This is a genomic window from Streptomyces sp. Ag109_O5-10 (assembly GCF_900105755.1).
GTDB lineage: Bacteria > Actinomycetota > Actinomycetes > Streptomycetales > Streptomycetaceae > Streptomyces.
The window spans coordinates 9,162,498-9,184,828 of record NZ_FNTQ01000001.1; the positions used below are offsets into that span (position 1 = coordinate 9,162,498).

Annotated in this window: 20 protein-coding genes and 1 pseudogene; 9 read left to right on the forward strand and 12 right to left on the reverse strand. The window is 70.8% G+C overall.

The genetic code is table 11. The features are described 5' to 3' along the window. Positions 1 to 111 precede the first annotated feature (111 nt). From BLW82_RS41555 to BLW82_RS41565, 3 genes are all read left to right on the forward strand, one after another. Positions 112 to 543, forward strand: coding sequence for an Hsp20/alpha crystallin family protein (locus BLW82_RS41555; RefSeq protein WP_093507473.1), 432 nt, complete (start codon positions 112 to 114; stop codon positions 541 to 543). A gap of 102 nt (positions 544 to 645) precedes the next feature. After that, a complete protein-coding gene (locus tag BLW82_RS41560) occupies positions 646 to 1,041 on the forward strand; it encodes a DUF2267 domain-containing protein (RefSeq protein ID WP_093507475.1) in 396 nt (131 codons plus the stop codon). Between the two features lie 161 nt (positions 1,042 to 1,202). Further along, entirely contained in the window at positions 1,203 to 2,180 is a 978-nt protein-coding gene (locus tag BLW82_RS41565) for an L-threonylcarbamoyladenylate synthase (RefSeq protein WP_093507477.1), read from the forward strand. A 396-nt stretch (positions 2,181 to 2,576) separates the two neighbouring features. Here BLW82_RS41565 and BLW82_RS41570 read toward each other — a convergent pair whose 3' ends face one another. Beyond that, a complete protein-coding gene (locus tag BLW82_RS41570; RefSeq protein WP_093507479.1) occupies positions 2,577 to 3,218 on the reverse strand; it encodes a carbonic anhydrase in 642 nt (213 codons plus the stop codon). Between the two features lie 313 nt (positions 3,219 to 3,531). On the opposite strand from BLW82_RS41570, the gene BLW82_RS41575 reads away from it, so the two are divergent. The 4 genes and pseudogenes from BLW82_RS41575 to BLW82_RS41590 all read left to right on the forward strand — a co-directional run bounded on the left by BLW82_RS41575 (position 3,532) and on the right by BLW82_RS41590 (position 7,164). Next, positions 3,532 to 4,716, forward strand: coding sequence for a zinc-dependent alcohol dehydrogenase (locus BLW82_RS41575; protein WP_093507481.1), 1,185 nt, complete (start codon positions 3,532 to 3,534; stop codon positions 4,714 to 4,716). A gap of 647 nt (positions 4,717 to 5,363) precedes the next feature. Then, complete coding sequence (locus tag BLW82_RS41580; protein WP_093508568.1) at positions 5,364 to 5,747, forward strand: SDR family NAD(P)-dependent oxidoreductase; 384 nt, start codon at positions 5,364 to 5,366, stop codon at positions 5,745 to 5,747. Next, complete coding sequence (locus BLW82_RS41585) at positions 5,662 to 6,078, forward strand: SRPBCC family protein (RefSeq protein WP_093508569.1); 417 nt, start codon at positions 5,662 to 5,664, stop codon at positions 6,076 to 6,078. Before BLW82_RS41580 ends, BLW82_RS41585 begins: the two co-directional genes overlap by 86 nt. A gap of 100 nt (positions 6,079 to 6,178) precedes the next feature. Beyond that, positions 6,179 to 7,164 (forward strand): annotated as a pseudogene (locus BLW82_RS41590) (aldo/keto reductase). 135 nt (positions 7,165 to 7,299) lie between these two features. Here BLW82_RS41590 and BLW82_RS41595 read toward each other — a convergent pair. The 3 genes from BLW82_RS41595 to BLW82_RS41605 form a co-directional block, all read right to left on the reverse strand. Continuing rightward, positions 7,300 to 8,037 carry a dienelactone hydrolase family protein gene (locus tag BLW82_RS41595; protein WP_093507483.1) on the reverse strand — a complete coding sequence of 246 codons (738 nt, stop codon included), beginning with the start codon at positions 8,035 to 8,037 and terminating at the stop codon, positions 7,300 to 7,302. Positions 8,038 to 8,344: 307 nt separating this feature from the next. Further along, complete coding sequence (locus BLW82_RS41600) at positions 8,345 to 10,192, reverse strand: stealth conserved region 3 domain-containing protein (RefSeq protein ID WP_093507485.1); 1,848 nt, start codon at positions 10,190 to 10,192, stop codon at positions 8,345 to 8,347. Positions 10,193 to 10,207: 15 nt separating this feature from the next. Next, positions 10,208 to 11,941: a stealth family protein gene (locus tag BLW82_RS41605; RefSeq protein ID WP_093507487.1), complete on the reverse strand. Its 1,734-nt coding sequence runs from the start codon at positions 11,939 to 11,941 to the stop codon at positions 10,208 to 10,210. 825 nt (positions 11,942 to 12,766) lie between these two features. Between BLW82_RS41605 and BLW82_RS41615 the strand changes: the two genes are divergently transcribed. Continuing rightward, entirely contained in the window at positions 12,767 to 13,330 is a 564-nt protein-coding gene (locus BLW82_RS41615) for a PEP/pyruvate-binding domain-containing protein (protein WP_143063749.1), read from the forward strand. Here the strand turns inward: BLW82_RS41615 and BLW82_RS41620 are convergent. Beyond that, positions 13,272 to 13,973: a FadR/GntR family transcriptional regulator gene (locus BLW82_RS41620; protein WP_093507491.1), complete on the reverse strand. Its 702-nt coding sequence runs from the start codon at positions 13,971 to 13,973 to the stop codon at positions 13,272 to 13,274. The genes BLW82_RS41615 and BLW82_RS41620 overlap by 59 nt on opposite strands. A gap of 381 nt (positions 13,974 to 14,354) precedes the next feature. Between BLW82_RS41620 and BLW82_RS41625 the strand changes: the two genes are divergently transcribed. Beyond that, the gene (locus BLW82_RS41625) at positions 14,355 to 16,586 is read left to right on the forward strand and encodes an alpha-L-fucosidase (protein ID WP_093507493.1); all 2,232 of its coding nucleotides are present in this window, start codon (positions 14,355 to 14,357) and stop codon (positions 16,584 to 16,586) included. Positions 16,587 to 16,682: 96 nt separating this feature from the next. Here BLW82_RS41625 and BLW82_RS41630 read toward each other — a convergent pair whose 3' ends face one another. The 7 genes from BLW82_RS41630 to BLW82_RS41660 are packed head-to-tail and all read right to left on the reverse strand — an operon-like array spanning position 16,683 to position 22,321. Next, on the reverse strand, positions 16,683 to 17,402 hold the full coding sequence (locus BLW82_RS41630) for a FadR/GntR family transcriptional regulator (RefSeq protein ID WP_093507495.1): 720 nt from the start codon (positions 17,400 to 17,402) through the stop codon (positions 16,683 to 16,685). Next, positions 17,393 to 18,403: an aldo/keto reductase gene (locus BLW82_RS41635; protein WP_093507497.1), complete on the reverse strand. Its 1,011-nt coding sequence runs from the start codon at positions 18,401 to 18,403 to the stop codon at positions 17,393 to 17,395. The genes BLW82_RS41630 and BLW82_RS41635 overlap by 10 nt, the downstream gene beginning before the upstream one ends. Before the next feature lie 22 nt (positions 18,404 to 18,425). Next, positions 18,426 to 19,463, reverse strand: coding sequence for a sugar kinase (locus BLW82_RS41640; protein ID WP_093507499.1), 1,038 nt, complete (start codon positions 19,461 to 19,463; stop codon positions 18,426 to 18,428). After that, complete coding sequence (locus BLW82_RS41645) at positions 19,460 to 20,089, reverse strand: bifunctional 4-hydroxy-2-oxoglutarate aldolase/2-dehydro-3-deoxy-phosphogluconate aldolase (protein WP_093507501.1); 630 nt, start codon at positions 20,087 to 20,089, stop codon at positions 19,460 to 19,462. The genes BLW82_RS41640 and BLW82_RS41645 overlap by 4 nt, the downstream gene beginning before the upstream one ends. After that, a complete protein-coding gene (locus BLW82_RS41650; RefSeq protein ID WP_093507503.1) occupies positions 20,086 to 20,847 on the reverse strand; it encodes an SDR family oxidoreductase in 762 nt (253 codons plus the stop codon). Before BLW82_RS41650 ends, BLW82_RS41645 begins: the two co-directional genes overlap by 4 nt. Then, positions 20,844 to 21,887 carry a zinc-dependent alcohol dehydrogenase gene (locus BLW82_RS41655; protein ID WP_093507505.1) on the reverse strand — a complete coding sequence of 348 codons (1,044 nt, stop codon included), beginning with the start codon at positions 21,885 to 21,887 and terminating at the stop codon, positions 20,844 to 20,846. Before BLW82_RS41655 ends, BLW82_RS41650 begins: the two co-directional genes overlap by 4 nt. After that, complete coding sequence (locus BLW82_RS41660) at positions 21,884 to 22,321, reverse strand: RbsD/FucU family protein (RefSeq protein ID WP_093507507.1); 438 nt, start codon at positions 22,319 to 22,321, stop codon at positions 21,884 to 21,886. The genes BLW82_RS41655 and BLW82_RS41660 overlap by 4 nt, the downstream gene beginning before the upstream one ends. Positions 22,322 to 22,331 lie beyond the last annotated feature (10 nt).

Genomic DNA, 22,331 nt, shown 5'->3' on the forward strand with positions numbered 1-22,331 from the left:
TAGTCATCACGTTGACGACACCGTGTTTGTCATCCATCGGATGACATGTTACAACGGTGTCAGTGCAGCGCATTGGCAGCAACTGCCCGAACCTGCTGGAGGTGTTTCACGATGTTGATGCGCACCGACCCCTTCCGTGAGCTGGACCGGCTGACGCAGCAGCTGATGGGCCCGGGCACCTGGTCGCGGCCGTCCCCGATGCCCATGGACGCCTACCGCGAAGGCGACCAGTACGTGGTGGCCTTCGACATCCCCGGCGTCACCTCGGACGCGATCGACATCGACGTCGAACGGAACATGCTCACCGTCAAGGCCGAGCGCCGGCCCGTGGCGAAGGCCGACGACGTGCAGATGGACCTGTCGGAACGGCCGCTGGGCGTCTTCTCCCGCCAGATCGTGCTCGCCGACACCCTGGACACCGAGCACATCCAGGCCGACTACGACGCGGGCGTGCTCACGGTTCGCATCCCGATCGCCGAACGCGCCAAGCCCCGCAAGATCTCCATCGGCGTCGGCTCCGGCCACAAAAAGATCTCCGGCTGACACCGGCCGGGCCGGTGCGGAGGACGGGCAGCTGATCTCCCCCCTCCATCCCGCCCTCCGCACCGTCATGCGCAGTCCGAGCGAGGAGAGGGATTGCGGACGATGACCCTGCGACGCGAAGCGTTCCTCGACCACGTGAAGGAACGCGGCGAGTACGCCACTCCCGAGGAAGCCGAACGTGCGGCCCGCGTGGTGCTCGCGCTGCTCGGCGCACACCTGGTCGGTGAAGTCCGCGCCCAGCTCGCGGCACGCCTGCCGGAGGAATTCGCCCTGATCCTGCTCAACCCGCTGCAGAGCGCCGAACCCCTGCCCCCAGAGCGGTTCGTCCGCGCGACCGCCGCCTGGATCGAGGGCGCCACCGAGCAGACCGCGAACTGGGACGTCAGCGCCGTGCTGTCCACCGTCGCCGACACGGCAGGCAAGGACCTGATGGGGCAGATCCTGCTCCAGCTCCCCGTCGGCTACGACCTCCTCTTCGGCCGCCCCCAGCCCACCTGACCAGGACCGGAAATCCCGCACCCGCCTCCTTCGAGTCTGAGGGATGTACGGCCTCGGTGGCAGGCGCGCCGACGTCAACAGCCCTGGGTGGTTGGGACCGTGGCCGGCGCTGAGATCGATCAAGGCCGTCGCCGGTCCTTGACGCACCTAGGATTGCGAGAGTGACGGCAAGAACCAGTGACATCGAGAAGGCAGCCGGTGTGCTGCGTGCCGGCGGTCTGGTGGCCCTCCCGACCGAGACCGTCTACGGTCTTGGTGCCAATGCCGAGGACCCCGCCGCCGTCTCGCGCATCTTTCAGGTCAAGGGGCGCCCGCCCTCGCACCCTCTGATCGTCCACATCAGTGGCGCGGAACACCTGGACGACTGGGTCCAGGAGGTACCCGCGACGGCCCGCCTACTGGCCGAACGCTTCTGGCCGGGGCCCCTCACGTTGGTCCTGCGGCGCGGTCCCCGGGTGCCACTCGAGGCAACCGGTGGCTTGGAGACGGTGGCTGTCCGCGTGCCCGACCACCCCGTGGCGCTCGCGCTGCTGAAGGCTTTCGGTGGCGGTGTCACGGCCCCGTCCGCGAACCGATTCGGCTCGGTGAGCCCGACGACCGCGGACGACGTCCGTGCCGAGCTCGGCGACGCCGTCGATTTCGTGTTGGACGGCGGTGCCTGCGAGGTCGGCGTCGAGTCGACCATCGTCGACGCCACCGGCGAGGTCCCGACCATTCTGCGGCCCGGCGGGGTGACGCGCGAGGACCTCGAAGCGGTACTGGGGCGCCCGCTCGCGGTCCCGGTCACCAGCCGCGTCCGGGTGCCGGGCCAGCATCCGTCGCACTATGCGCCGCGGGCGCGGGTCGTCCTCGTCGAGCCGGAGAAGGTCGTCGCCGAGGCGGAGCTGGCGCGGGATCTGGGGCACCGGGTCGGCGTGTTTCTTCCTGCCGCCTTCGCCGGCGCCGAGGTGAAGGCGCACGCGGTGGTGCAGGTCCCCGGTTCGATGGCAGCGTATGCGCGGGGGCTGTACGGGTTCCTGCGCGAACTCGACCAGCAGGAGTGCGACCTCATCGTCGCGTCACTGCCGGCAGAGGAGGGGCTGGGACTGGCGATCGCCAACCGGCTGCGCCGCGCCGCGGGGCCACGGACCACCGCGTGACCTGCACCGACGCTGTGCCCTGACCGCTCCCGGATGCGCGTGCCTGGTGGATGGGGCCGAGCTTCTGCCGGGCCGGCAGGCCGGGCACAGCTCGTGCCGCACGGGCTTCTGCCGGGGCCGGCAAGCCGGGCACAGCTCGTGCCACCCGTCGCGGGTGACAACCGTCTCCCCATCCCCGGCAACCTCGCGGCCTCCCCATCCCCGGCAACCTCGCGGCCCGCGGCCCGCGCCAGGTCGGCGCGGGGGCGGCGCTGGGCCCAAGGCCGGCTCCGCGAGCCATCGGGTAGTGCCCTTCGGAGGTGACCGAGTGGTGAACCCGGTGGGTTCCCCCCCCACGGATGCGGGTCTCCTGCGGCCGGGGCGGATCACGTCAGGACAGGCGCACGGCCGGGAGGGTCAGGACGCGGCAGGGACCGCCGCATCGAGGCCCCGAGAGGCGACGAGCTGTGCACTGCCGTCGGCCAGCCGGTAGGACAGTCCCACCACACCGAGGCGGCCGGCGGCCACCTGCTCGGCCAGGACGCGGGAGCGTTCGAGCAGCAGGTCCACGGTGTGCTCGATGTGCTCGGCCAGGATCTCGTCGGCCTGGTCGCGTCCGGCGGCGCGGGCTGCCAGCACGCTCGGCGTCACCCGTTCGACCACATCACGGACGAAGCCGCCGGGCACCTTGCCACCGTCGGCTGCGGCACGGGCGGCTGCGATGGCCCCGCACGAGTCGTGGCCGAGCACGACGACGAGCGGGGCGTCGAGCACGCTGACGCCGTACTCGACCGAACCGAGGACCTCTGCACCGGCGACATGCCCCGCCGTACGCACCACGAACAGATCGCCCAGGCCACGGTCGAAGATGATCTCGGCAGCCAGCCGGGAGTCGGAACACCCGAACATCACGGCGAAGGGCTGCTGGGACGGCGCGATCTCGGTGCGGCGTATGGCGTCCTGGTTCGGGTGTTCGGGGGCGCCTGAGACGAAGCGCTGGTTTCCGGCCATGAGGAGCTCGAAGGCCTCGCGGGGCGTCGGGTTCTGGATCTCGGTCATGGCGGCAGCCTACGAGCCGGCACCGGCACTCGCACCGCCTGCCTCCGTCGGAGGTCGCCGGATCGGACCACACTGACGGTCTGGTCCTCACCCCCAGGCGCCGGGCGAGGGCCGGCGGGACCGAGGACCTGCCGGGTGAGCCGCGACCTTGATGGTTGCCCGGCATGCCCCCGAGGCTCCGGCCGCCGCCGGGGGAGCCGACGCCCGGTCGTCTCCGAGGCGCTGGTGCGGGGCGTCGACGGCGACTGCCGGCACTCATCGCGGTTACCCGGCCCTGACCACTGGTCGAAGGACGAGCGAGGAGGCCGACAGTATGCGTGCTCTGACCTGGCAGGGGCGGCGGGATGTCCGGGTGGAGACGGTCCCGGATCCGGCGATCGAGCAGCCCGACGACGTGATCGTGCGGATCACCTCCACAGGTATCTGCGGTTCCGACCTGCACCTGTACGAGGTCCTCGGGCCGTTCCTCGAGCCGGGCGACATCCTGGGACACGAAGCCATGGGTGTCGTCGAGGAGGCCGGACCCGAGGTGCGTGAGCTCGCTCGCGGGGACCGGGTCGTTGTTCCGTTCAACATCTCCTGTGGCACCTGCTTCATGTGCTCCCAGGGCCTGCAGTCGCAGTGCGAGACCACACAGGTGCACGCGTACGGCTCCGGTGCGGCCCTGTTCGGCTACACAAGGCTGTACGGGCAGGTGCCGGGCGGGCAGGCCGAGTACCTGCGGGTGCCGTTCGGCAACACCCTGCCGATCAAGGTGCCCGAAGGCCCGCCCGACGACCGTTTCGTCTATCTCTCCGATGTGTTGCCGACCGCCTGGCAGGCCGTCGAGTACGCGGCGGTGCCCCCAGGCGGATCGCTCACCGTGCTCGGGCTCGGCCCGATTGGCGACATGGCCACACGCATCGCTCGGCACCGGGGCGCCGGTCTGGTCATCGGCGTCGACCTCGTCAACGAACGCCTCGACCGGGCCGCTGCGCACGGGGTGACCTGCCTGGACCTGCGCCGTCACGGGAAGGACCTCGGAGACGCGGTGCGCGAACTGACCGACGGGCGCGGCACCGACGCCGTGATCGACGCGGTCGGAATGGAGGCGCACGGCAGCCCGGTGACCAAGGCCGCCCAGTGGGCGACCGGACTGCTGCCCGACGCGCTGGCCCAGCCGCTCATGGAGAAGGCAGGTGTGGACCGGCTCGGCGCGCTCTACGCGGCGATCGACCTCGTACGGCGCGGCGGTACCGTCTCGATTTCCGGAGTGTACGGCGGGGCCATGGACCCGTTGCCGCTCCTACGCATGTTCGACAAGCAGCTCCAGTTCCGGATGGGCCAGGCGAACGTGTGGCGCTGGGTACCGGAGATTCGGCCCCTGCTCAGCGACGGAGACCCCCTCGGCGTGGACGGGTTCGCCACCCACCACCTGCCGCTGGAGGAGGCGCCAAGGGCGTACGAGGCCTTCCAGGCGAAGCAGGACGGCATGATCAAAACCCTGCTGCGCCCCTGAACCGCCGGGGCGTCCGCGTACCTGTCCGGTCACCGCGGGCGCCCCGTCCCGCCCGCTCCCGGCGAACGCGAACCGTGACGTCCGCGCCGAGATCGTGCAGCCTGCCGGGCCCACGGACAGCGCAGGATGCCGTCTCGTCGGCGCCTGTAAATCGAAGGGTCCCCCTCACTCGCCGCCCAGCCCGCTGAGACCCAGGCACGACAGCCACGCTGCCCACCACGCACGTCACCCCCATCGGACGGTCGTCGTGGACGCGGCCGGGGGTGACCTTCGCGGATGCCACCGTCCTGAGCGTGCGGCTGACGTGCCATCAGGGCCACCGGCTGCGTCTGGTCAGGCCCCCCGCACCAGCTTCGGCGGGTGCTGGAGGCACCCGGGGCGGACCAGGCCCTGGGCATCCGGCCGACCGTCGACGAGGCCAACGTCCCTCGAGATCTTCCGCAACCGACTGCGGCGCCGTTCGGCCATGACAACCAGCACCAGACCCGGCGGTCTGCGGGAGCGGTGCGCGCGAGGACTGCAGGGCGAAACAATTCCCCCGGCCGCCAGGTCCGTCCGCGGAACGCTCGCTCGTGCGCGGATGCGTGTGAGCATCAGGTGGCCGAAACTGAGGTCCTAGGGCCCCGACCGGTGAGGGTTGCCGTGGCATGAACATTGACTTGAGCGGTCGTACCGCCTGGGTCAGCGGGTCCACGGCCGGGATCGGAGCGGCGGTCGCCGAGGTGCTGGACACCGCCGGAGCCGAGGTGGTAATCAACGGCCGGAACGCCGAGCGCGTCGCCGAGACGGCACGACGGCTCGGCGCGCGCGGCGTGGCCGCGGACGTCGGAACGCCGGAGGGATGCGACGCGCTGATCCGGCAGATTCCCGAGGCAGACATTCTGGTGATCACTTCTCCCCTGCAGGAACGACCGTGTCCACCCTTCACAGTGATTGGACAACTTCATGGCATCCACGTCGGTGAGTCGGACGCTCCCGGTATCACCAGAGCGGGTATGGCAGTTGATCGGGGGATTCGGCTCTCTCCCTGACTGGCTTCCCTTCATTGTCTCCAGCACCCTGGAAGAGGGAGGGCGCCGCAGAAGGCTCGCCAACCCGGAAGGGGACAGCGTCGTCGAGCAGCTACTGGCGTTCAACGAGCAGGAGCGCTACTACAGTTACGCCATTGTCGAAGCTCCCTTCCCGGTGACCGACTACATCTCCACGCTGCGGGTCCACGCCGTCACCGGTGCTCCCGGCACCAGCGAGGTCCAGTGGTCGGGGCGCTTCGTTCCCACCGACACCTCGGAGGACGAGGCCGTCGCCCTCTTCACCGGCATCTACAGCGACGGCCTGGAGGCTCTCAGCCAGGCCGTTTCCTGAGCGACGCCCCCGGCGGGAAACCAGCGGAGGAGTACCGACCATGGAAGTGCGGCAGCTGGGCAACTCCGGCCTGCTGGTCTCGACGATCGGCCTGGGCACCATGGGCTTCGGCGGCAAGGACGTCTTCGGCAACGTGGGCAACACGGACGTGACCGGGGCCCGCCGGCAGGTCGACATGTGTCTCGACGCAGGGGTCAATCTCATCGACACCGCGAACATGTATTCCCGGGGGCGTCCGAGGAGATCCTCGGAAAGGCACTGGACGGACGGCGGGACCGCGTCATCCTGTCGTCGAAGGTGCGCCTGGCGATGGGGGACGGGCCCAACGACGAGGGTCTGTCGCGTCGGCACATCCTGGACCAGATCGAGGGCAGTCTGCGCCGCCTGGGCACCGACTACCTCGACATCTACCACGTGCACGAGTGGGACGGGCTGACTCCGCTGGAAGAGAGCATGGAGACACTCAACGGCCTGGTGACCTCGGGCAAGGTCCGGTATCTGGGTGTGTCGAACTTCTCCGGCCGGCAGCTGATGAAGTCGCTGTGGGTTGCCCACGCCAACGGGTACCAGCCGTTCGTCAGCAACCAGATCTATTACTCCCTCGAATCAAGGGACGCCGAGTACGAGCTCGTCCCCGCCTCGGTGGACCAGGGACTCGGAGTCCTGGTCTGGAGCCCGTTGGCCGGCGGGCTGCTCAGCGGCAAGTACCGGCGCGACCGGCAGCCCGAGAACGGGCGTCACCTCACCGAGTGGTCCGAACCCCCCGTCCGCGACGAGGACAAACTCTATGACACCATCGACGTCCTCGTGGAGGTGGCGTCCGGCCGCGGCGTCTCGCCGGCCCAGGTGGCGCTGGCGTACCTGCTGGCGAAGCCCGGTGTCACGACCGTCATCGTCGGCGCCCGCAAGGACGAGCAGCTCGCCGACGACCTCGGGGCGGCCGACGTCCACCTCACGCAGGAAGAGGTGGACCGCCTCGACAGGGTGAGCGCGCCCGATCTGATCTATCCGCACTGGCACCAGGCAAACCTCGTGTCCTCCCGGTTCAGCGAGGCGGACCAGGTGCTGCACCGGCCGGCCCGCTGAGCTCCGGATGCCGGACCGTGTCACCGCCCGGGCGGACACCGCGAGCACCGCCCGCACATGTGTGACCCCTGTCGGGAAGGATCACCCGGGTCGAGAAGCCGCAGCCCATGCGTGGCGCCGACGTGTGTGCCTGGGTCATGCCCGCAGATCCTCCGTCACGGGCAGGCACTCGGCGAGCAGGCCGACAACGTCGCGCCAGGCTCGCTGTGCGTGCCGTGGGTGGTAGCCGACGCCGGGGACCGTGGGGTGGTCGACCGGTGGGTGGTGGAAGGCGTGCAGGGCGCCGCCGTAGACCGCGAGGCGCCAGTCGACGCCTGCGGCCTGCATCTCGGCGGTGAACGCGTTCCGTTGCGCGGGTGGCATGATCGGGTCTTCCGACCCGACCCCGGCCCATACCGGGCAGCGAATGCGTGCCGCCTCGCCCGGTCGGCCCGTGGTCAGTGCGTTGACCGTCCCGATCGCGCGCAGGTTTGCGCCGTCGCGCCCGAGTTCCAGCCCGACGGCGCCCCCGGTGCCGTAGCCGACGGCGGCGATCCGGTCGGGATCGGTCCGCGGTTCGCTGCGCAACGCTTCGAACGCCGCACGGCCGATGCCCCGCATCCGGTCGGGATCAGCGAGCAGCGGCATGCAACGGGCCAGCATCTCCTCGGGGTCGCCCAGATAGCGCCCGCCATGAAGGTCGAAGGCCAGCGCCACGTATCCCAGCTCGGCGAGAGCATCGGCTCGGCGGCGCTCGACGTCGCTGAGCCCCATGCCCTCCGGCCCGAGCAGCACCGCGGGTCGGCGGTCGACACCGGCCGGGAGCGCGAGGTACCCGATCATCGTCAACCCGTCAGCCGGGTACGCGACCGTACGCGTCGAAATCGTCGTCATGAGAATGGACAGTAGTGATCGTCGATCCCGGTCCGGCCGCTGTTCTGCCGCTGGCAGAACAGCGCCGGTGCACCTGCTGGACAGGTCCCGGCAGCCGAGCTCCGAGGCCGGTCGGCCGAGGCAGTGGCAGTCTGTGCCGGGGTGGAGAGATCAGGGTCCGTTTGGGCCGTCCGCATTCGAATGCAGCTGAGCCCGCCCAAAGGGTGAGGCGGGAGAGTCCCGCCGAGCGAGGGCGGGGGCACGAGGAACGCACCTGCGTGCGCCCCGCGCCCCGTGCCGCCTAGCTGCCCGGTCCGGCCCGGGCCGGCTACGCCTCGCGGCGCCGTGCTCCCTCCCGTGTCGGCTGGGACGGGATTCTCGTCGTGAGCGGTGCGATGGGGAGGGTGCCGGTGCGGGGGGCTCCTTCGTAGCGGCTCGGGAAGGGGTATTTGCGGTTCAGGAACCTGCTGATGGCCGCCTGGGCAGCCGGTCTGGCCTCCGGGGGCGTGTCCACGTCGTTGAGGCAGAAGAAGTCGATGTCCTCGCCGGCCGCGAGGCGGGCCAGGCGGCGGTGCATGTCCGGTGCGCCCAGCTGGACGTAGCGGAAGCGGTAGTCGGCGGGGACGGCCCGGCCCGTTGCCATCGCCCAGTGGTGGTGGAGCGTGGACGCCGGAGCGACGTCGGAGGTGGAGCGGAAACGGGAAGAGGACGTCCGTTCGAGTTCCTCGATTCCCAGGCTCTCCATCTCGCGCATCACGGACAGTAGTTGGGGGTGCGGGGTGTGCAGCGACTTGTGCGTGATGTATCTGCCGTGGAAGCGCCTGATCACCTCGCGGGCGTTCTTGCCGGCGGAGTTCGGGGCGGGTTCGAGCGGGTGCGGGGCGCCTACGCCGAGTTTCAGGGGAGACAGGGGGATGCGGGCGATGCCGTTGCCGTGGAAGAAGTGCTCGGGGCGTACCGGGCGGTTGATGAAGACGTCGTCGTTGAAGTAGAGGTAGTGCTCCGACAGGCCCGGGATGTGGTGCAGGCGGCTCTCTATCGCGTGCGAGTTGAAGACCGGGAGCGCGTCGGACGGGAGGATCTCCCGGTGGTCGATCACCGTCAGGCCTTCCGCCTCCGGGTCCAGCCAGGACGGGATCTGGGAGTCGGTGACCAGGTAGACGTGCCGGACGAACCCGGCGTACATCTCCAGCGAGCGCAGTGCGTACTTCAGCTCGTCATGGCTGGTGTAGCGGGAGGCGCCGGTCTCGCGCGGAGCGATGACGCTGTCGGCGAGTTCCTGGTGGGCCCGGCGCTTCGCGGCCATCGCCGGGTCGTCCCCGTCCACCCAGGTGTACACGGCGTCGACGGGGAACAGCACCTCGTCGATGGCGGGCCCGGCGAACGGGGCGAACGTCGGGACGGTGCGGCGGCGAACCGCCACCGCCGCCGGTTGTCGCGCCGTCACCGGGAGCACTTCCGCCACGGGGTTGCGGCGCGGGGCGACGAGTGCCGGCCCGAAGACGTCCGGCAGCCGACTGCCGGGCACGGTGAGCCAGGCGGGATCGGTGCCGCCGGCGCTGCCCCCGGCTGAAGCCGAAGAGGCGCCGAGGTCCCGGCCGTGCCGCCAGAACTCGATGTCGCACCCCGTCTCCAGGCCGCTGAGCACCTGCCCCACCGGGCCGAGGCGCACCACGCCGGTGCGGAGTACGGCGGCCCGCCGCAGCGCCCGGGGCAGCCTGCCGTCGGCCCACAGCACCGCGGTCGTCACGGCGCCGCCCGGTCCGACGGCGCCGACGTATCCGGTGGTGCCGGCGAAGCGCTGGGCGGCCCGGGCGAGGATCGCGTCGCGGTACGACTCCTCGACGCCGACGACCTGCCGCAGCGCGCCGTGTCCGTGGTCGGAGGGGACCAGGAAGTACGGGACGTGCAGCCCTTCCAGCAGGGTGCAGACCCGTTCGAGATCGGCTTCGGCGGCGTCCGCGGCCGTGTAGGCGTCGACCGTACGGCCGTACAGCCGCGTCGGTCCGAAGGTGATCACGCGCCCTGGGACGGCGGCGCGCAGGCGTCGTCGGGCCCGGGTCGCGCGCAGCGCCCAGAGCTTGGCCGACAGCACGGTGCACAGGTGCGCCAGCAGGTCCCGGGCGGCGCGCAGGCCCGCGGGCGCCGTGAACGTGAAGCGGTGACGGATGTCCATGCCCCCCAACCCCCGTCAGTTCTGCTTCTCGAAGGACTTCTCGAAGGACTTCTCGACGGGCTTCTCGAAGGGACTCGCGAAGGGGAAGTAGTCCTCCAGGAACTCGTGCATCCGGAGGCCGACCCGCTCCCGCTCCTCCGGCGGCACGTCGACGTCGTTGAGGCAGAAGAAGTCGAAGCGGCGGGTGCGGCGCAGGTCGGCCAGGCGGGCCTCGGCGTCCGGACGGCTGATGTTGACGTACCGGAAGCCGAACTGGCCCGGCACACCGCGGCCGGTCATCAGCGCGTACTGGTAGAGCAGCGGGGCCGTCAAGGCGATGTCCTGCGGCGAGCGGAAGCGGGACGCCGTGGTGCGGCCGATGTCCTCCGGGAAGAGGTCCTCCAGGTCCCGCAGGGTCTCGCGCTGCTGCGGCAGCGGGGTGTGCATGAAGTTGTTCGTGGTCATCCGCCCGAACTTCTCCAGCAGCAGGCGGCGGACGTTCTTGCTCGCGGAGTTGGTGGCGGTCTCATCGGCGTGCGGCTTGCCGACCCCGATCTTGAGCGGGGACACCGGGATCTTCATTAGACCGCTGCCGTGGAAGAAGTGCTCCGCGGTGACCCGGCGGCCGACGAACACGTCGTCGTTGAAGTACAGGTAGTGGTCCGACAGGCCGGGGATGTGGTGCAGCCGGGTCTCGATCGCGTGCGAGTTGAACACCGGCAGGACGTCCGCCGGGAAGATGTCACGGTGGTCGACGACCGTGATCCCCGGGGCCGTGTCGTCGAGCCAGTGCGGCTTCTGGCCGTCGGTCACGAGGTAGATGTGGCGGACGAAGTCGGCGTACATGGCGAGCGAGCGCAGGGAGTACTTCAGCTCGTCGTGGCTGGTGTAGCGGGAGGCGTTGGTCTCCTTGTCCAGGATCTCGGCGGTGCCGCGCTCCTGGTAGCGGGCGCGCTTGGCGCGCATCTCCGGCTCCTCGCCGTCCACCCACGTGTAGACGACGTCGACGGGGAAGGTCACGTCGTTCACGGTCGGCGGGGTGAGCGCGGCGAAGCTCGGCAGCTCCCGGTCCCCGATCCGGACCACGGCCGGTGTCTGCTCGGACGCCGGCAGTACGTCCGTGACGCCGTTGTTCCGGGGTGCGACGAGGGACTCGGCGAAGACGTCCTCGGAGGCCTGCGGCTGGACCGCGGCCAGGCGCCTCGGCCCCGCGTCGGAGGCGAGGAGCTGTGCCCCGTCCTCCCAGAACTCGACATCGCAGGCGAGTTCCGGGCCGGCGAGCAGCTGGCCCGCGGGGCCCAGGTGGTTCTCCCCGATCCGCAGGACCGGGGCCGTACGCAGCGCGGCCGGCAGGACGCCGTCCATGAACAGGGCGGGGTGCCTGAGCTTTCCGCCGGGCAGCGGTCTGCCGATGAACACCGCCTTCCCCGCGTTCTGCGCCTCCAGGGCGGTGAGGAGACGCTCCCGGTCCACGGCGTTCACGCCGACCGTGTGACGCGTGCGCGAGCCCGGCACCAGGAAGTACGGGATGCCGTCCTGCTCCAGCGCGGCGAGGACCAGGCCGAGGTTGGCGGCGGCCGCCTCGGCGGCGGTGAACCGGGTCACAACCCGTCCGTAGAGCTGCTGGCCGCGCACCGCCACCGGGCGGAGAACCGGGTCCGTGACCGCCGCCATGCGGCGCCGCCGCATGGTGCGCAGCTGCCAGACCTTCTCGGCGGCCTTCCGCTCGACTCGCGGTCGCATCCGCCGGGCAAAGGAACGCACGGTCACGTTCTGAGCTCCTCTACGTCAATCTCTACACAACCTTGCGGTAACCAGACGGACATCTGAGCCGGATGGTTGTACAAAATTTCTCAGAGAATTAAGGAAACACCGAATGTACACACGACTGCCTCACACCTCGGTGTGCTAAGGGTCTCACCGGCGGTAGGTGGTGAGGGCCATACCGCCGGCCAGACGGTCGCGGCGAAGACGAGGCCGGAGTTCAGGGGCAGATCGCCCGCCGAGCACTGTCGTACTTCGTGTACGGCGCCGCACCGTCGGCCACACCGCACACCGACCGGGCGATGTCCGGGCTGCCTTCAACCAGCCTCACGAGAAGATCGACAGTCACGGCGCGTACGCGACCACACGAGGTGGACCGGAGCCGGAGTTCGACAGCACTGGCAGGGAGCACCCGCTCCCGGGCCGCTCCGCTCGTGCTCAACGCCGGGGCAACGCCCCACATGGCGCCCGTGCATGAGCAGACCTGGGAGACCTTCAGCCGCAACGGGGAGGCCGACACGCGGCACGTCCTCACCTGGACCGGGGCTGCTCTGCGAGCGCCGCTGGGCAGAAGACGAAGAAGATCGCGGCGAACAGGTCCCTCAGAGGAGCGAACACGGTGTGGGCGCCCTCCGCGACCTTACGGCGCAGCGCCGCCCGCAGTTCCGGCGCCGGCCGCACCACGGCACCCGCCGGGCGCCATGACCCGCTGCGGGAGGGCACCGAGCGTCATGGGCTGACCTTCAGGGTGCCGTGCCTTCGTGGAACGGGGCACGGCCGGAATGGCCTGGCGGCCATGCGGTGCAGACCGTGGCAGGGAGTGAGAGGCTCGTGAACTCTCCGTACACCCTCGCGTTCGACAGCAGTGCCGAGGCCGGGACGAGCAGGTTCGGCGGCAAGTGCGCCGCGCTCACCGCGATGACCCGGGCCGGTGCTCCGGTGCCACCCGGGTTCGTGGTGACCATGGATGCCTTCGAGGCGCTGCTCGACCGCGGCGGGTTGCGCCGGGACGTCGACGCCGCCCTCGCCGGGCTCGGCGCCGATCCGGGTGCTGTGGCGGCGCGCGGCGCCGAGAACCGCCGCATGGTGATGGACCAGCCCGTGCCCTCACCGGTCGCGTCGGCGGTGACGGCGGCGTACGAGGAGCTCTGCCGGGCCGTCGGCTGCCCGGACGCCCCGGTGGCCGTCCGGTCGAGCGCCGACGTGGAGGACCTGACCGAGGCGAGCTGCGCCGGTCAGTACGACACGTGCCTGTGGATCCGGGGTGCCGACTCCGTGCTCGGGGACATGACGGCCCCTCAGCGGACCGAGCCCGGCCGGGAACCGGCCCCGTTCGCTATGCCTGTGCGGTGTTCGATCGCAGGTGCTCGCGGAGCCAGTGCTCGGTGTTGCTGACGTGCAGCAGGGCCGCGGCCTGGCTCACCGCGGCGTCGCGGGTGCGGAGGGCGTTGTAGATCGCCTCGTGTTCGGCGAGAGTCCGCCCGGCGGACTGGTCGTCCAACTGGCCCCGCCAGATCCGGGCGCCCAGGGTACGGCCCGAGATGCCCTCGAGCAGGGTGAGCAGGCTCTCGTTGCCGGTGGCCGCCACGACCGAGCGGTGGAAGGCCGCGTCATGGACGTTGAGCCGCTCCACGTCGTCGCTCGCCTCCCGCATCGCATCCAAGTGGCCCTTGACCTCGGCCAGTTGGTCATCGGTGATCCTGGCGGCGGCCAGCCCGGTGGCGAGCGGTTCGAGCAGCCGCCGGACCTCCATGAGATCCAGCAGGGCGCCCGTGTCGCTCTGGAGGAGCTCCACGGCGCCACCGAGTCCCTCCAGCAGCAGGCTGGGCTGGAGACTGGTCACGTAGGTGCCGTCGCCTCGCCGTACCTCGAGCACCCGGGCCACGGCCAGTGCCTTGACCGCCTCGCGGGCGAGGTTGCGGGAGAGGCCCAGCTGCGCGGCGAGCTCCGGCTCCGGGGGCAGCTTCGCGCCCGGTGGCAGTGCGCCGGAGCGGATGAGCTCACGGATCTGCCCGATGGCCCTGTCTGTCAGGGACAACGTGAGCTCCTTCCGTGAGCGCGCGGTGTGGTCCGGTGCGCGAATGACCGGGGCGACGCGTCGAGTGTGGCGCCGATCATACCGGGGGGCCGCCGAGCGTCCGCCGTCGGTGTGTGTCACCGCCACATAGTGCGTTCCGGGACGTCGGTGAAGCCCTTCCCGTCCTCGAAACATTGTATGTTTGCCGGTGGATAAAGAGCAGCAGATAGCTTATATAGGTACAAAATCCCGAGTGAAAACCTGTTTTCATCCCTGCACGCCCGTTGACATGGCGATGACACATGGCGGACCTTCTTCCGTAACGGCCGGTGCGCTACGGGTGGTGGCCGTCGCGCCGGTCCCACCTCTCCCGTCTGCCTTCGTCCGTCACAGGGATGGCCCATGCCCAGTTCGATCAACAGACGTCAGTTCCTGGCCGGTGCCACCTGCGTGGCCGCCGCAGCCGTCGCGGGGGGAGTGTTCGGCGCCGGCACCGCGCAGGCCGCCCCCAGCACCTACACGCCCGCGTGGAGTTCGGTGAACCAGCACCCGCCCGCCCCGGAGTGGTTCCAGGACGCCAAGTTCGGCATCTATTTCCACTGGGGCGTCTTCAGCGTCCCCGCCTACGACAGCGAGTGGTACCCCCGCAACATGTACATCAGCGGGAGCAACGCCAACACGCACCACGTCGCGACCTACGGCGACCCCTCCGCGTGGCCGTACCACAACTTCATCAACGGGGCGAACGACAAGTCGGGCCACTTCACCCAGTTCGCACCCAGACTCAAGTCCGCCGGAGGGAACTTCGACCCCGACGAGTGGGCCCAGCTGTTCGTCGACGCCGGGGCGAAGTTCGCGGGACCCGTCGCGGAGCACCACGACGGATTCTCCATGTGGGACTCGCAGGTCAACGAGTGGAACTCGGTCGCCAAGGGCCCCAAGCTCGACCTGCTGAAGCTGTTCACCACGGCGATCCGCGCCAAGAACCTGAAGCTGCTGGTGGCGATGCACCACGCCTACAACTTCAACGGCTACTACGACCACGTGCCCGCCCAGACCGACCCCAGCCTGAAGAAGCTCTACGGACAGCTGGGCTCCACCGCCGAGAACCAGCTCTGGTACGACAAGCTCAAGGAAGTCATCGACCGCGCCCAACCGGACATCCTCTGGGAGGACTTCGACCTGAGCAAGGTCGACGAGACACAGCGCCTGAACTTCCTGTCGTACTACTACAACCAGGCCAACTCCTGGGGCAAAGAGGTCGTCGCCACCTACAAGGACGGCTTCAACGGCCACGGCGAGGTCTTCGACTACGAGCGCGGCGGCCCGGCCGACCGGACCGCGCCCTACTGGCTCACCGACGACAGCATCTCCAGCTCCAGTTGGTGCTACACGCAGGGGATCGGCTACTACAGCACCCAGCAGATGCTGCACTCCCTGATCGACCGGGTCAGCAAGAACGGCAACATGCTGCTGAACATCGCGCCGATGGCCGACGGCACGATCCCCCAGGGGCAGAAGGACGTGCTGCTGGGTATCGGCGACTACCTGAAGCGCTTCGGGGAGTCGATGTACGCGACGCGTGCCTGGACGCAGTACGGCGAGGGTCCCACCCGGATGGGCGGCGGCTCGTTCACCGCCCCGCTGGTCGGCACCGCACAGGACATCCGCTTCACCCGCAGCAAGGGCAACACGGTGCTGTACGCCACCGTGCTGGGCTGGCCCGGCAGTTCACTGAAGATCAAGACGCTGGGCTCGGACCGCATCAGCCTCTCCTCGCTCGCCTCGGTGAAGCTGCTGGACTCGACCGCCGGTACGTACATCAACCTGGCCGCGCCGACGCAGGACTCCTCCGGGCTGACCGTGACGCTGCCCTCATCGGCGCCGTTCACCGCGGGCGCCTACGTCCTCAAGCTCAGCTTCTCCGGCCAGCTTCCCCCGCTGCGGCCGGCGGTCGGTGCCCTGGTCTACCAGGACGTGAACTACTCCGCGAACTACGCGGTGCTCGACCCCGGCACCTACACGGCAGAGCAGCTGCAGCTGGCCGGGGTGGACGCCCAGAGCATCTCCTCCCTGAAGCCGGCGGCCGGGAACCAGATCGTCGCCTACAGCGGTGACAACTTCACCGGCACCTCCTGGACCTTCACCGCCGACAACCCCGACCTCAGGGTCACCGGCCAGAACGACCAGATCACCTCCCTGAAGGTGCAGTTCAATCCGGCCGCCTACTTCCGCATCACCAACGTCACCGACGGTCTGGCCCTGGACAGCGGGGGAAACGTCGCGTCGGGATCCAACCTCAAGCAGTACACCTGGGACGGCAGCCCCAACCTCCAGTGGCAGCTCGTGGAGGTCGGCGGCGGCTACTACAAGCTGGTCAACCGCACCAACGGCATGGTCGCCGACGGCGGGGGCGCCACGTCCAACGGCTCCCCGGCCCTGCAAGCGGCGTGGAGCGGCAGCAACAACCAGCAGTGGACGGTCACCCACCGCGGCGAGGGCATGTGCACCATCGCCAACCGGGCCACCGGCCTCGTCCTGGACGGCGGCGGGAACGTGGCCTCCGGCTCCGTCACCAAGCAATGGGGCTACGGCAGCAGCACCAACCTGCTGTGGACCTTCACCGCCCAGTGACAGGGGCGTGACGGCGGCGAACTGAGGGGGTGCTCGGACGGAGAACCGTCCGAGCACCCCCTCGCTCTGCCTCGCGGAGGCGCGGGCGCCTCGGCCTCATCCAGCGGATCCCGTCACCGGCAAGGCCTCCGTGGACTCCAGGTGCTCCCGCAGCCACTGCTCGGTGTTGTTGACGTGCACCAGGGCCGCGGCATGGCACAGCACGGCGTCACGAGCGGCCAGTGCGGCGTAGATCGCCTCGTGTTCCGCCAGCGTACGGGCCGCCACCCGGGTGTCCACCAGACCACGCCAGATCCGGGCCCGCAGGGTGCGCCCCGAGATGCCCTCCAGCAGGGTGATCAGCGTCTCGTTGCCGGTGACGTCCACGATGGCGCGGTGGAACGCCACATCGTGCACGTTGAGACGCTCTACGTCGTCGCGCGCCTCGCGCATGGCGTCCAGATGCCGCTTCACCTCCGCCAGCCGTTCGTCCGAAAGCCGCGCGACGGCCAGGGCGGTGGCGGCGGGCTCGAGCAGACGCCGCACCTCCATGAGGTCCAGGACGGCGCCGGGATCGCCCTGGAGCAATTCCACCGCGCCACCGAGGCCCTCGAGCAGCAGGCTCGGCTGCAGGCTGGTGACATACGTCCCGTCGCCCCGTCTGATCTCCAGCACGCGTGCCACGGACAGCGCCTTCACCGCCTCACGTGCGAGGTTGCGGGAGAGCCCGAGCTGGGCGGCCAGCTCGGGCTCGGGAGGCAGCTTCGCGCCCGGCGGCAGAACCCCGGAGGCGATGAGCTGGCGGATCTGGGTGATCGCCTTGTCGGTCAGGGACACGGCTGACTCCGTTCGTCGGGCGCGAAAGGCGTCTCGGCGCGGAGGAGCCCTTGGTCGCGCAGGTCGTGCCAGAGCTCCCCGGGGATGAACTGCCGGTGCAGCCGCGTGTTGCGCCGTACCTGTCCGGGGTCGCGCATGCCGAGCGTGACGTTGATGACGCTGGGATGAGTGAGAGGGAAGGCGATGGCGGCGGCGGGCAGGGTGGTGCCGTGGGCCTGGCAGACGTCCGCGATGGCACGGGCGCGGTCGACGAGTGCGGGCGGGGCGGCCCGGTAGTCGTACTTCATGCCTTCGGCGGGCCGGTCCTCGGCGAGCAGGCCGGAGTTGAAGACGCCGACGGCGACGACGGCCTTGCCGTGTTCCCGTGCGGCGGGCAGGACGTCGTCCAGGGCCGACTGGTCGAGCAGGGTGTAGCGGCCGGCGAGCATCACCACGTCCGCGGCGGTCTCGCGCAGGAAGCGGGCGAGCAGGGCGGACTGGTTCATGCCGGCGCCGATGGCTCCGATGACGCCTTGGTCGCGCAGGTCGGCGAGGGTGGGCATGGCCTGGTCGGCGGCCTGTTGCCAGTGGTCGTCGGGGTCGTGGAGGTAGACGATGTCGAGGCGGTCCAGGCCGGTGCGCTCCAGCGTCTCCTCGATGGAGCGCCGCACGCCGTCGCGGCTGAAGTCCCACTGCCGGCGCAGGTCGTCACGGACGACGAAACCCTCGGTGTCGACGCCCGTCGGGTGGTCGTTGGGGACGAGGAGGCGGCCGACCTTGGAGGAGAGGACGTACTGCTCGCGTGGCCGGTCGCGCAGGGCGGCGCCCAGGCGATGCTCGGAGAGGCCGAGACCGTAGTGGGGCGCGGTGTCGTAGTAGCGGATGCCCGCGTCCCAGGCCGTGTCGACGGCGGCCGCCGCGTCCTCGGCGCTGGTGGTGCGGTAGAGGTTGCCGATGACGGAGGCGCCGAAGCCGAGCTCGGTGACCTCGACGGCGGTGCTGGGGATCGTACGGCGATGCAAGGGTGCTCCCGGGAGGGGTCGTTCAGCGTCGGACGTGTGCCGTGGCGCCCGCGAGGAGCGCCTCGACCTCGGCGAGGGTGGCCATGGAGACGTCGCCGGGCGTGGTCATGGTGAGGGCGCCGTGCGCGGTGCCGTAGGCGAGGGCGCGCTCCAGGCCCGCACCGGTGAGCAGGCCGTAGACGAGTCCCGCGGCGAAGCCGTCGCCGGAGCCGATGCGGTCGAGCACGTGCAGACCGGGCATGCGGGGGCCGCTCACCAGCCCGGTCTCGCGTGACCAGGCCAGCGAGGTCCAGTCGTTGACCCCCGCCGAGGGCACTGCGCGCAGAGTCGTCGCCAGCACTTCCGCCTGCGGCAGCAGGGACGCGACCGAGGCGAGCGCCTCCGGCACCTCGTCGTCGGCCAGCCGCACGGCGCCCGGGTGCGGGCCCGCGAGTCCGAGCGCACCCACGACGACGTCGGCGTGCCGGGCCAGGCGCCAGTCGGTCTCGCGGGCGCGTTCGGCCCCGCCCCGGCCGTCCCAGAGGCTGGGCCGGTAGTTGGGGTCGTAGGAGACGGTGACACCGTGGCGGCGGGCGGCCGCCATGGCCTCGTCGGCGACGTCGGCGGTGGTGTCGGACAGCCCGGCGAAGATGCCGCCGGTGTGGAACCAGCGCACTCCGGCCGAGAACACCGCGTCCCAGTCGACCTCCCCCTTGCGCAGCTGGGAGACGGCCGTGTTCGCGCGGTCGCTCACGCCCAGCGCGCCGCGGATGCCGAAACCCCGCTCGACGAAGTTCAGGCCGTTGCGGGCCGTGCGCCCCGTGCCGTCCGCCGCGACCCAGCGGATGTGCGACGTGTCGACGCCGCCCTGGAGGATCAGGTCCTCCACGAGCCGGCCGACCGCGTTGTCGGCGAGGGCGGTGACGACGGCGGTGCGCAGGCCGAAACAGCGGCGCAGTCCGCGTACCACGTTGTACTCGCCGCCGCCCTCCCACACCTGGAAGGTGCGCGCGGTGCGGATTCTGCCCTCGCCGGGGTCGAAGCGCAGCATGACCTCGCCCAGGGCGATCACGTCGGTCACGGTGCCGTCCTCTCCACCGCCTCGGCGGTCAGCCGGCGGATCTCGTCGTACGCGCCGCGTTCGAGATGGCCGGGCGTGGCGATCCAGCTGCCGCCCACGGCGAGGACCGAGGGGTGGCGGAGGTAGGCGGGCAGCTGGTCGGGCCCGATGCCGCCGGTCGGGACGAAGCGCGCCTGCGGGAAGGGGGCGGCCAGGGCGCGGAGCATTGCGGTGCCGCCGAGCGGTTCGGCGGGGAACAGCTTGACCGTGTCGAAGCCCGCCTTCAGCGCGCGCATCAACTCGCTCGCCGTCGCCACGCCCGGCACGACCGGCACCCTCAACTCCATTGCCTTGGCGATGACTTCATCGTCGAGACCGGGCGAGACGAGGAACTGGGACCCGGCCGCCACGGCCCGTTCCGCCTGCTCGGCCGTGAGCACGGTGCCCGCCCCGACGGTCAGCGCGCCGTGCGCCACCATCGCCTTCACGACCCGCTCGGCGTCCGGCGTGCGGAAGGTGACCTCCGCGCAGCGGGCGCCGCCCGCCGCGAGTGCGTCGGCCAGCGGGCCGGCACTCGCGGCGGACGCCACGGTGAGCACGGGCAGGAGCCGCGACCCCGCCAGTACGGCGGCCAGGCCGGCGGTCATCGGCCGAGCCACCCGCCGTCGACGGGCAGGGTGGTGCCGTGGACGTAGTCGGAGGCGGGGGAGGCGAGGAAGACGGCGGCTCCGCCGAGGTCGTCGGCGGTGCCCCAGCGTCCGGCGGGGATGCGCTCCAGGATGGCCCTGCTGCGGGCCGGATCGTCCTGGAGGGCCTGGGTGTTGTCGGTGGCGATGTAGCCGGGGGCGATGGCGTTGACGTTGACGCCGTGCGGCGCCCACTCGTTGGCCAGTGCCTTGGTCAGTCCGGCGATGCCGTGCTTGGCGGCGGTGTAGCCGGGGACGGTGATGCCGCCCTGGTAACTGAGCAGGGAGGCGGTGAAGACGACCTTGCCGTGTCCCCGGGCCACCATGGTGGCGCCCACGGCCCGGGTGAGCGCGAACTGCGCGGTGAGGTTGACCTGCAGCACCAACTCCCAGTCCGCGTCGCTGTGCTGGGCGGCCGGCGTGCGGCGGATGGTGCCCGCGTTGTTGAGGAGGATGTCCACCGGGCGTTCGCGTCCGGCGAGGTTCTCGCCCAGGGCGCGTACGGCGGCGGGGTCGGCGAAGTCGGTACGGATCGCCTCGAACGAGCGCCCGGCGGCCAGCACCTCCTTCTCCACCTGGCTGCCGGACTCCTCCAGGTGGACGCTGACACCGATGATGTCGGCACCGGCCCGGGCGAGGGCGCGGGCCATCGCCTGGCCGATGCCGCGGCGGGCGCCGGTGACGACGGCGAGCTTCCCGGTGAGGTCGAAGATGCTCATACGGCGGCTCCCCGGGCGTCGTCGGTGCAGTCCACGAGGATCTTCATCACGTCTCCGCCGCTCTCCAGCGCCTCGAAGGCGGCCGGTGCCTCGGTCAGCGGCACGATCTTGGTGATGAGGCGCTGGGCGGGGACGGTGCCGTCGGCGACCAGGGCGACGGCCCGCTCGAAGTCGCCGCGGTCGTACAACCGGGCCCCGACGAGGGTGAGTTCACGCCAGAAGAAGCGGTGCAGGTTGATCTCGCGGGGCCGTGGGTGGATGGCGACCAGGCACAGCCGGCCGCGCACGCCGAGGACGTCGACGGCGGTGTCCACACCACCCGCCGCGCCGGAGACCTCGAAGGCCACGTCCGCTCCCGCCTCGCCCGTCCACCGCTGGACGAGTTCGGTGATGTCGGTGGCGGCGGGGTCCCAGGTGCTCAGGCCCAACTCCTCGGCGAGCAGCCTGCGGTGGGCGTTGAGTTCGACCACGCGCACGTCGGCGCCGGCGGCGCGCGCGACCAAGGCGATGAGGACGCCGACGGGTCCGCCGCCGACCACGACGACCTTCTCGCCGTCCATCACCGCCGCCCGGCCCACGTCGTGCACCGCGACCGCGGTCGGCTCGACGAGCGCCGCCTGGTCCAGGGGCAGGGTGGCGGGCAGGCGGATGAGGGTGGAGGCGGGCACGGTCCAGCGCTGCTGCATGGCGCCGGGGGAGTCGATGCCGATGAAGTCCAGGTGCTGGCAGATGTGCTGGTGGCCGGCGCGGCAGGCGGGGCAGGTGTCGTCCCAGCGCAGGGGCATCACGGTGACCGCGTCCCCGGGCCGCCAGCCCTCGACGCCGGACCCGACGCGGACGATCCGGCCGGCCATCTCGTGTCCGAGGACGGCGGGCGGGGCGACGCGGGCGTCCATGTCGCCGTGGAAGATGTGCAGGTCGGTTCCGCAGATGCCGACATAGGCGGGGGCGAGTTCCACTTCGCCGGGGCCGGGCTCGGAGGCGGTGGCCGGCGCGGTGTCCAGGGTGCGGGCCGAGGTGTAGCGGACGGCGAGCGTCATCGTGGGGTCAGGGTCCCTTCCGCGCGGACGCCGATGGTCAGCAGCAGGTTGGCGTAGGTTCGGGTGTCGCCGGTGACGACGGCGAGGGCCAGGTCGGGGGAGCGGGCGGCGTCGTAGAACGCGAAGCGGTCGAGTGTGCCGACGGGCACCGGCGCCAGTCGGGAGCGGTACTCGGCGACGGCCGCCGGCTCCGGCTCGCCCTCGGGTGGCACCATCACCTGCACCGACTCCACGGGCAGGGCGCGCAGCAGCACGTCCAGGACGGTGGTGACGTCGAGGGTGCCGGGTGCCAGGTTGAGGTGGACTGTTCTGGCTCGTTCGCCGACGGCGGTGCTGGCGGGGTAGTGGCCGTCGGCGAGCAGGACACGGGCACCGTGCCCGGCTCCGGCCAGTGCTTCGAGGATGCCGGGGTGCAGCAGTTCGGTCAGCAGCACGCAGTCCTCT

What these genes read in the sequence shown, in the direction of transcription:
- BLW82_RS41555 (WP_093507473.1), top strand. Translation starts at nt 112, where the DNA reads ATGTTGATGCGCACCGACCCCTTCCGTGAGCTGGACCGGCTGACGCAG.
- BLW82_RS41625 (WP_093507493.1), top strand. Translation starts at nt 14,355, where the DNA reads ATGCCCAGTTCGATCAACAGACGTCAGTTCCTGGCCGGTGCCACCTGC.
- BLW82_RS41650 (WP_093507503.1), bottom strand. Translation starts at nt 20,847, where the DNA reads ATGAGCATCTTCGACCTCACCGGGAAGCTCGCCGTCGTCACCGGCGCC.
- BLW82_RS41595 (WP_093507483.1), bottom strand. Translation starts at nt 8,037, where the DNA reads ATGACGACGATTTCGACGCGTACGGTCGCGTACCCGGCTGACGGGTTG.
- BLW82_RS41645 (WP_093507501.1), bottom strand. Translation starts at nt 20,089, where the DNA reads ATGACCGCCGGCCTGGCCGCCGTACTGGCGGGGTCGCGGCTCCTGCCC.
- BLW82_RS41580 (WP_093508568.1), top strand. Translation starts at nt 5,364, where the DNA reads ATGAACATTGACTTGAGCGGTCGTACCGCCTGGGTCAGCGGGTCCACG.
- BLW82_RS41585 (WP_093508569.1), top strand. Translation starts at nt 5,662, where the DNA reads ATGGCATCCACGTCGGTGAGTCGGACGCTCCCGGTATCACCAGAGCGG.
- BLW82_RS41655 (WP_093507505.1), bottom strand. Translation starts at nt 21,887, where the DNA reads ATGACGCTCGCCGTCCGCTACACCTCGGCCCGCACCCTGGACACCGCG.
- BLW82_RS41560 (WP_093507475.1), top strand. Translation starts at nt 646, where the DNA reads ATGACCCTGCGACGCGAAGCGTTCCTCGACCACGTGAAGGAACGCGGC.
- BLW82_RS41570 (WP_093507479.1), bottom strand. Translation starts at nt 3,218, where the DNA reads ATGACCGAGATCCAGAACCCGACGCCCCGCGAGGCCTTCGAGCTCCTC.
- BLW82_RS41600 (WP_093507485.1), bottom strand. Translation starts at nt 10,192, where the DNA reads ATGGACATCCGTCACCGCTTCACGTTCACGGCGCCCGCGGGCCTGCGC.
- BLW82_RS41575 (WP_093507481.1), top strand. Translation starts at nt 3,532, where the DNA reads ATGCGTGCTCTGACCTGGCAGGGGCGGCGGGATGTCCGGGTGGAGACG.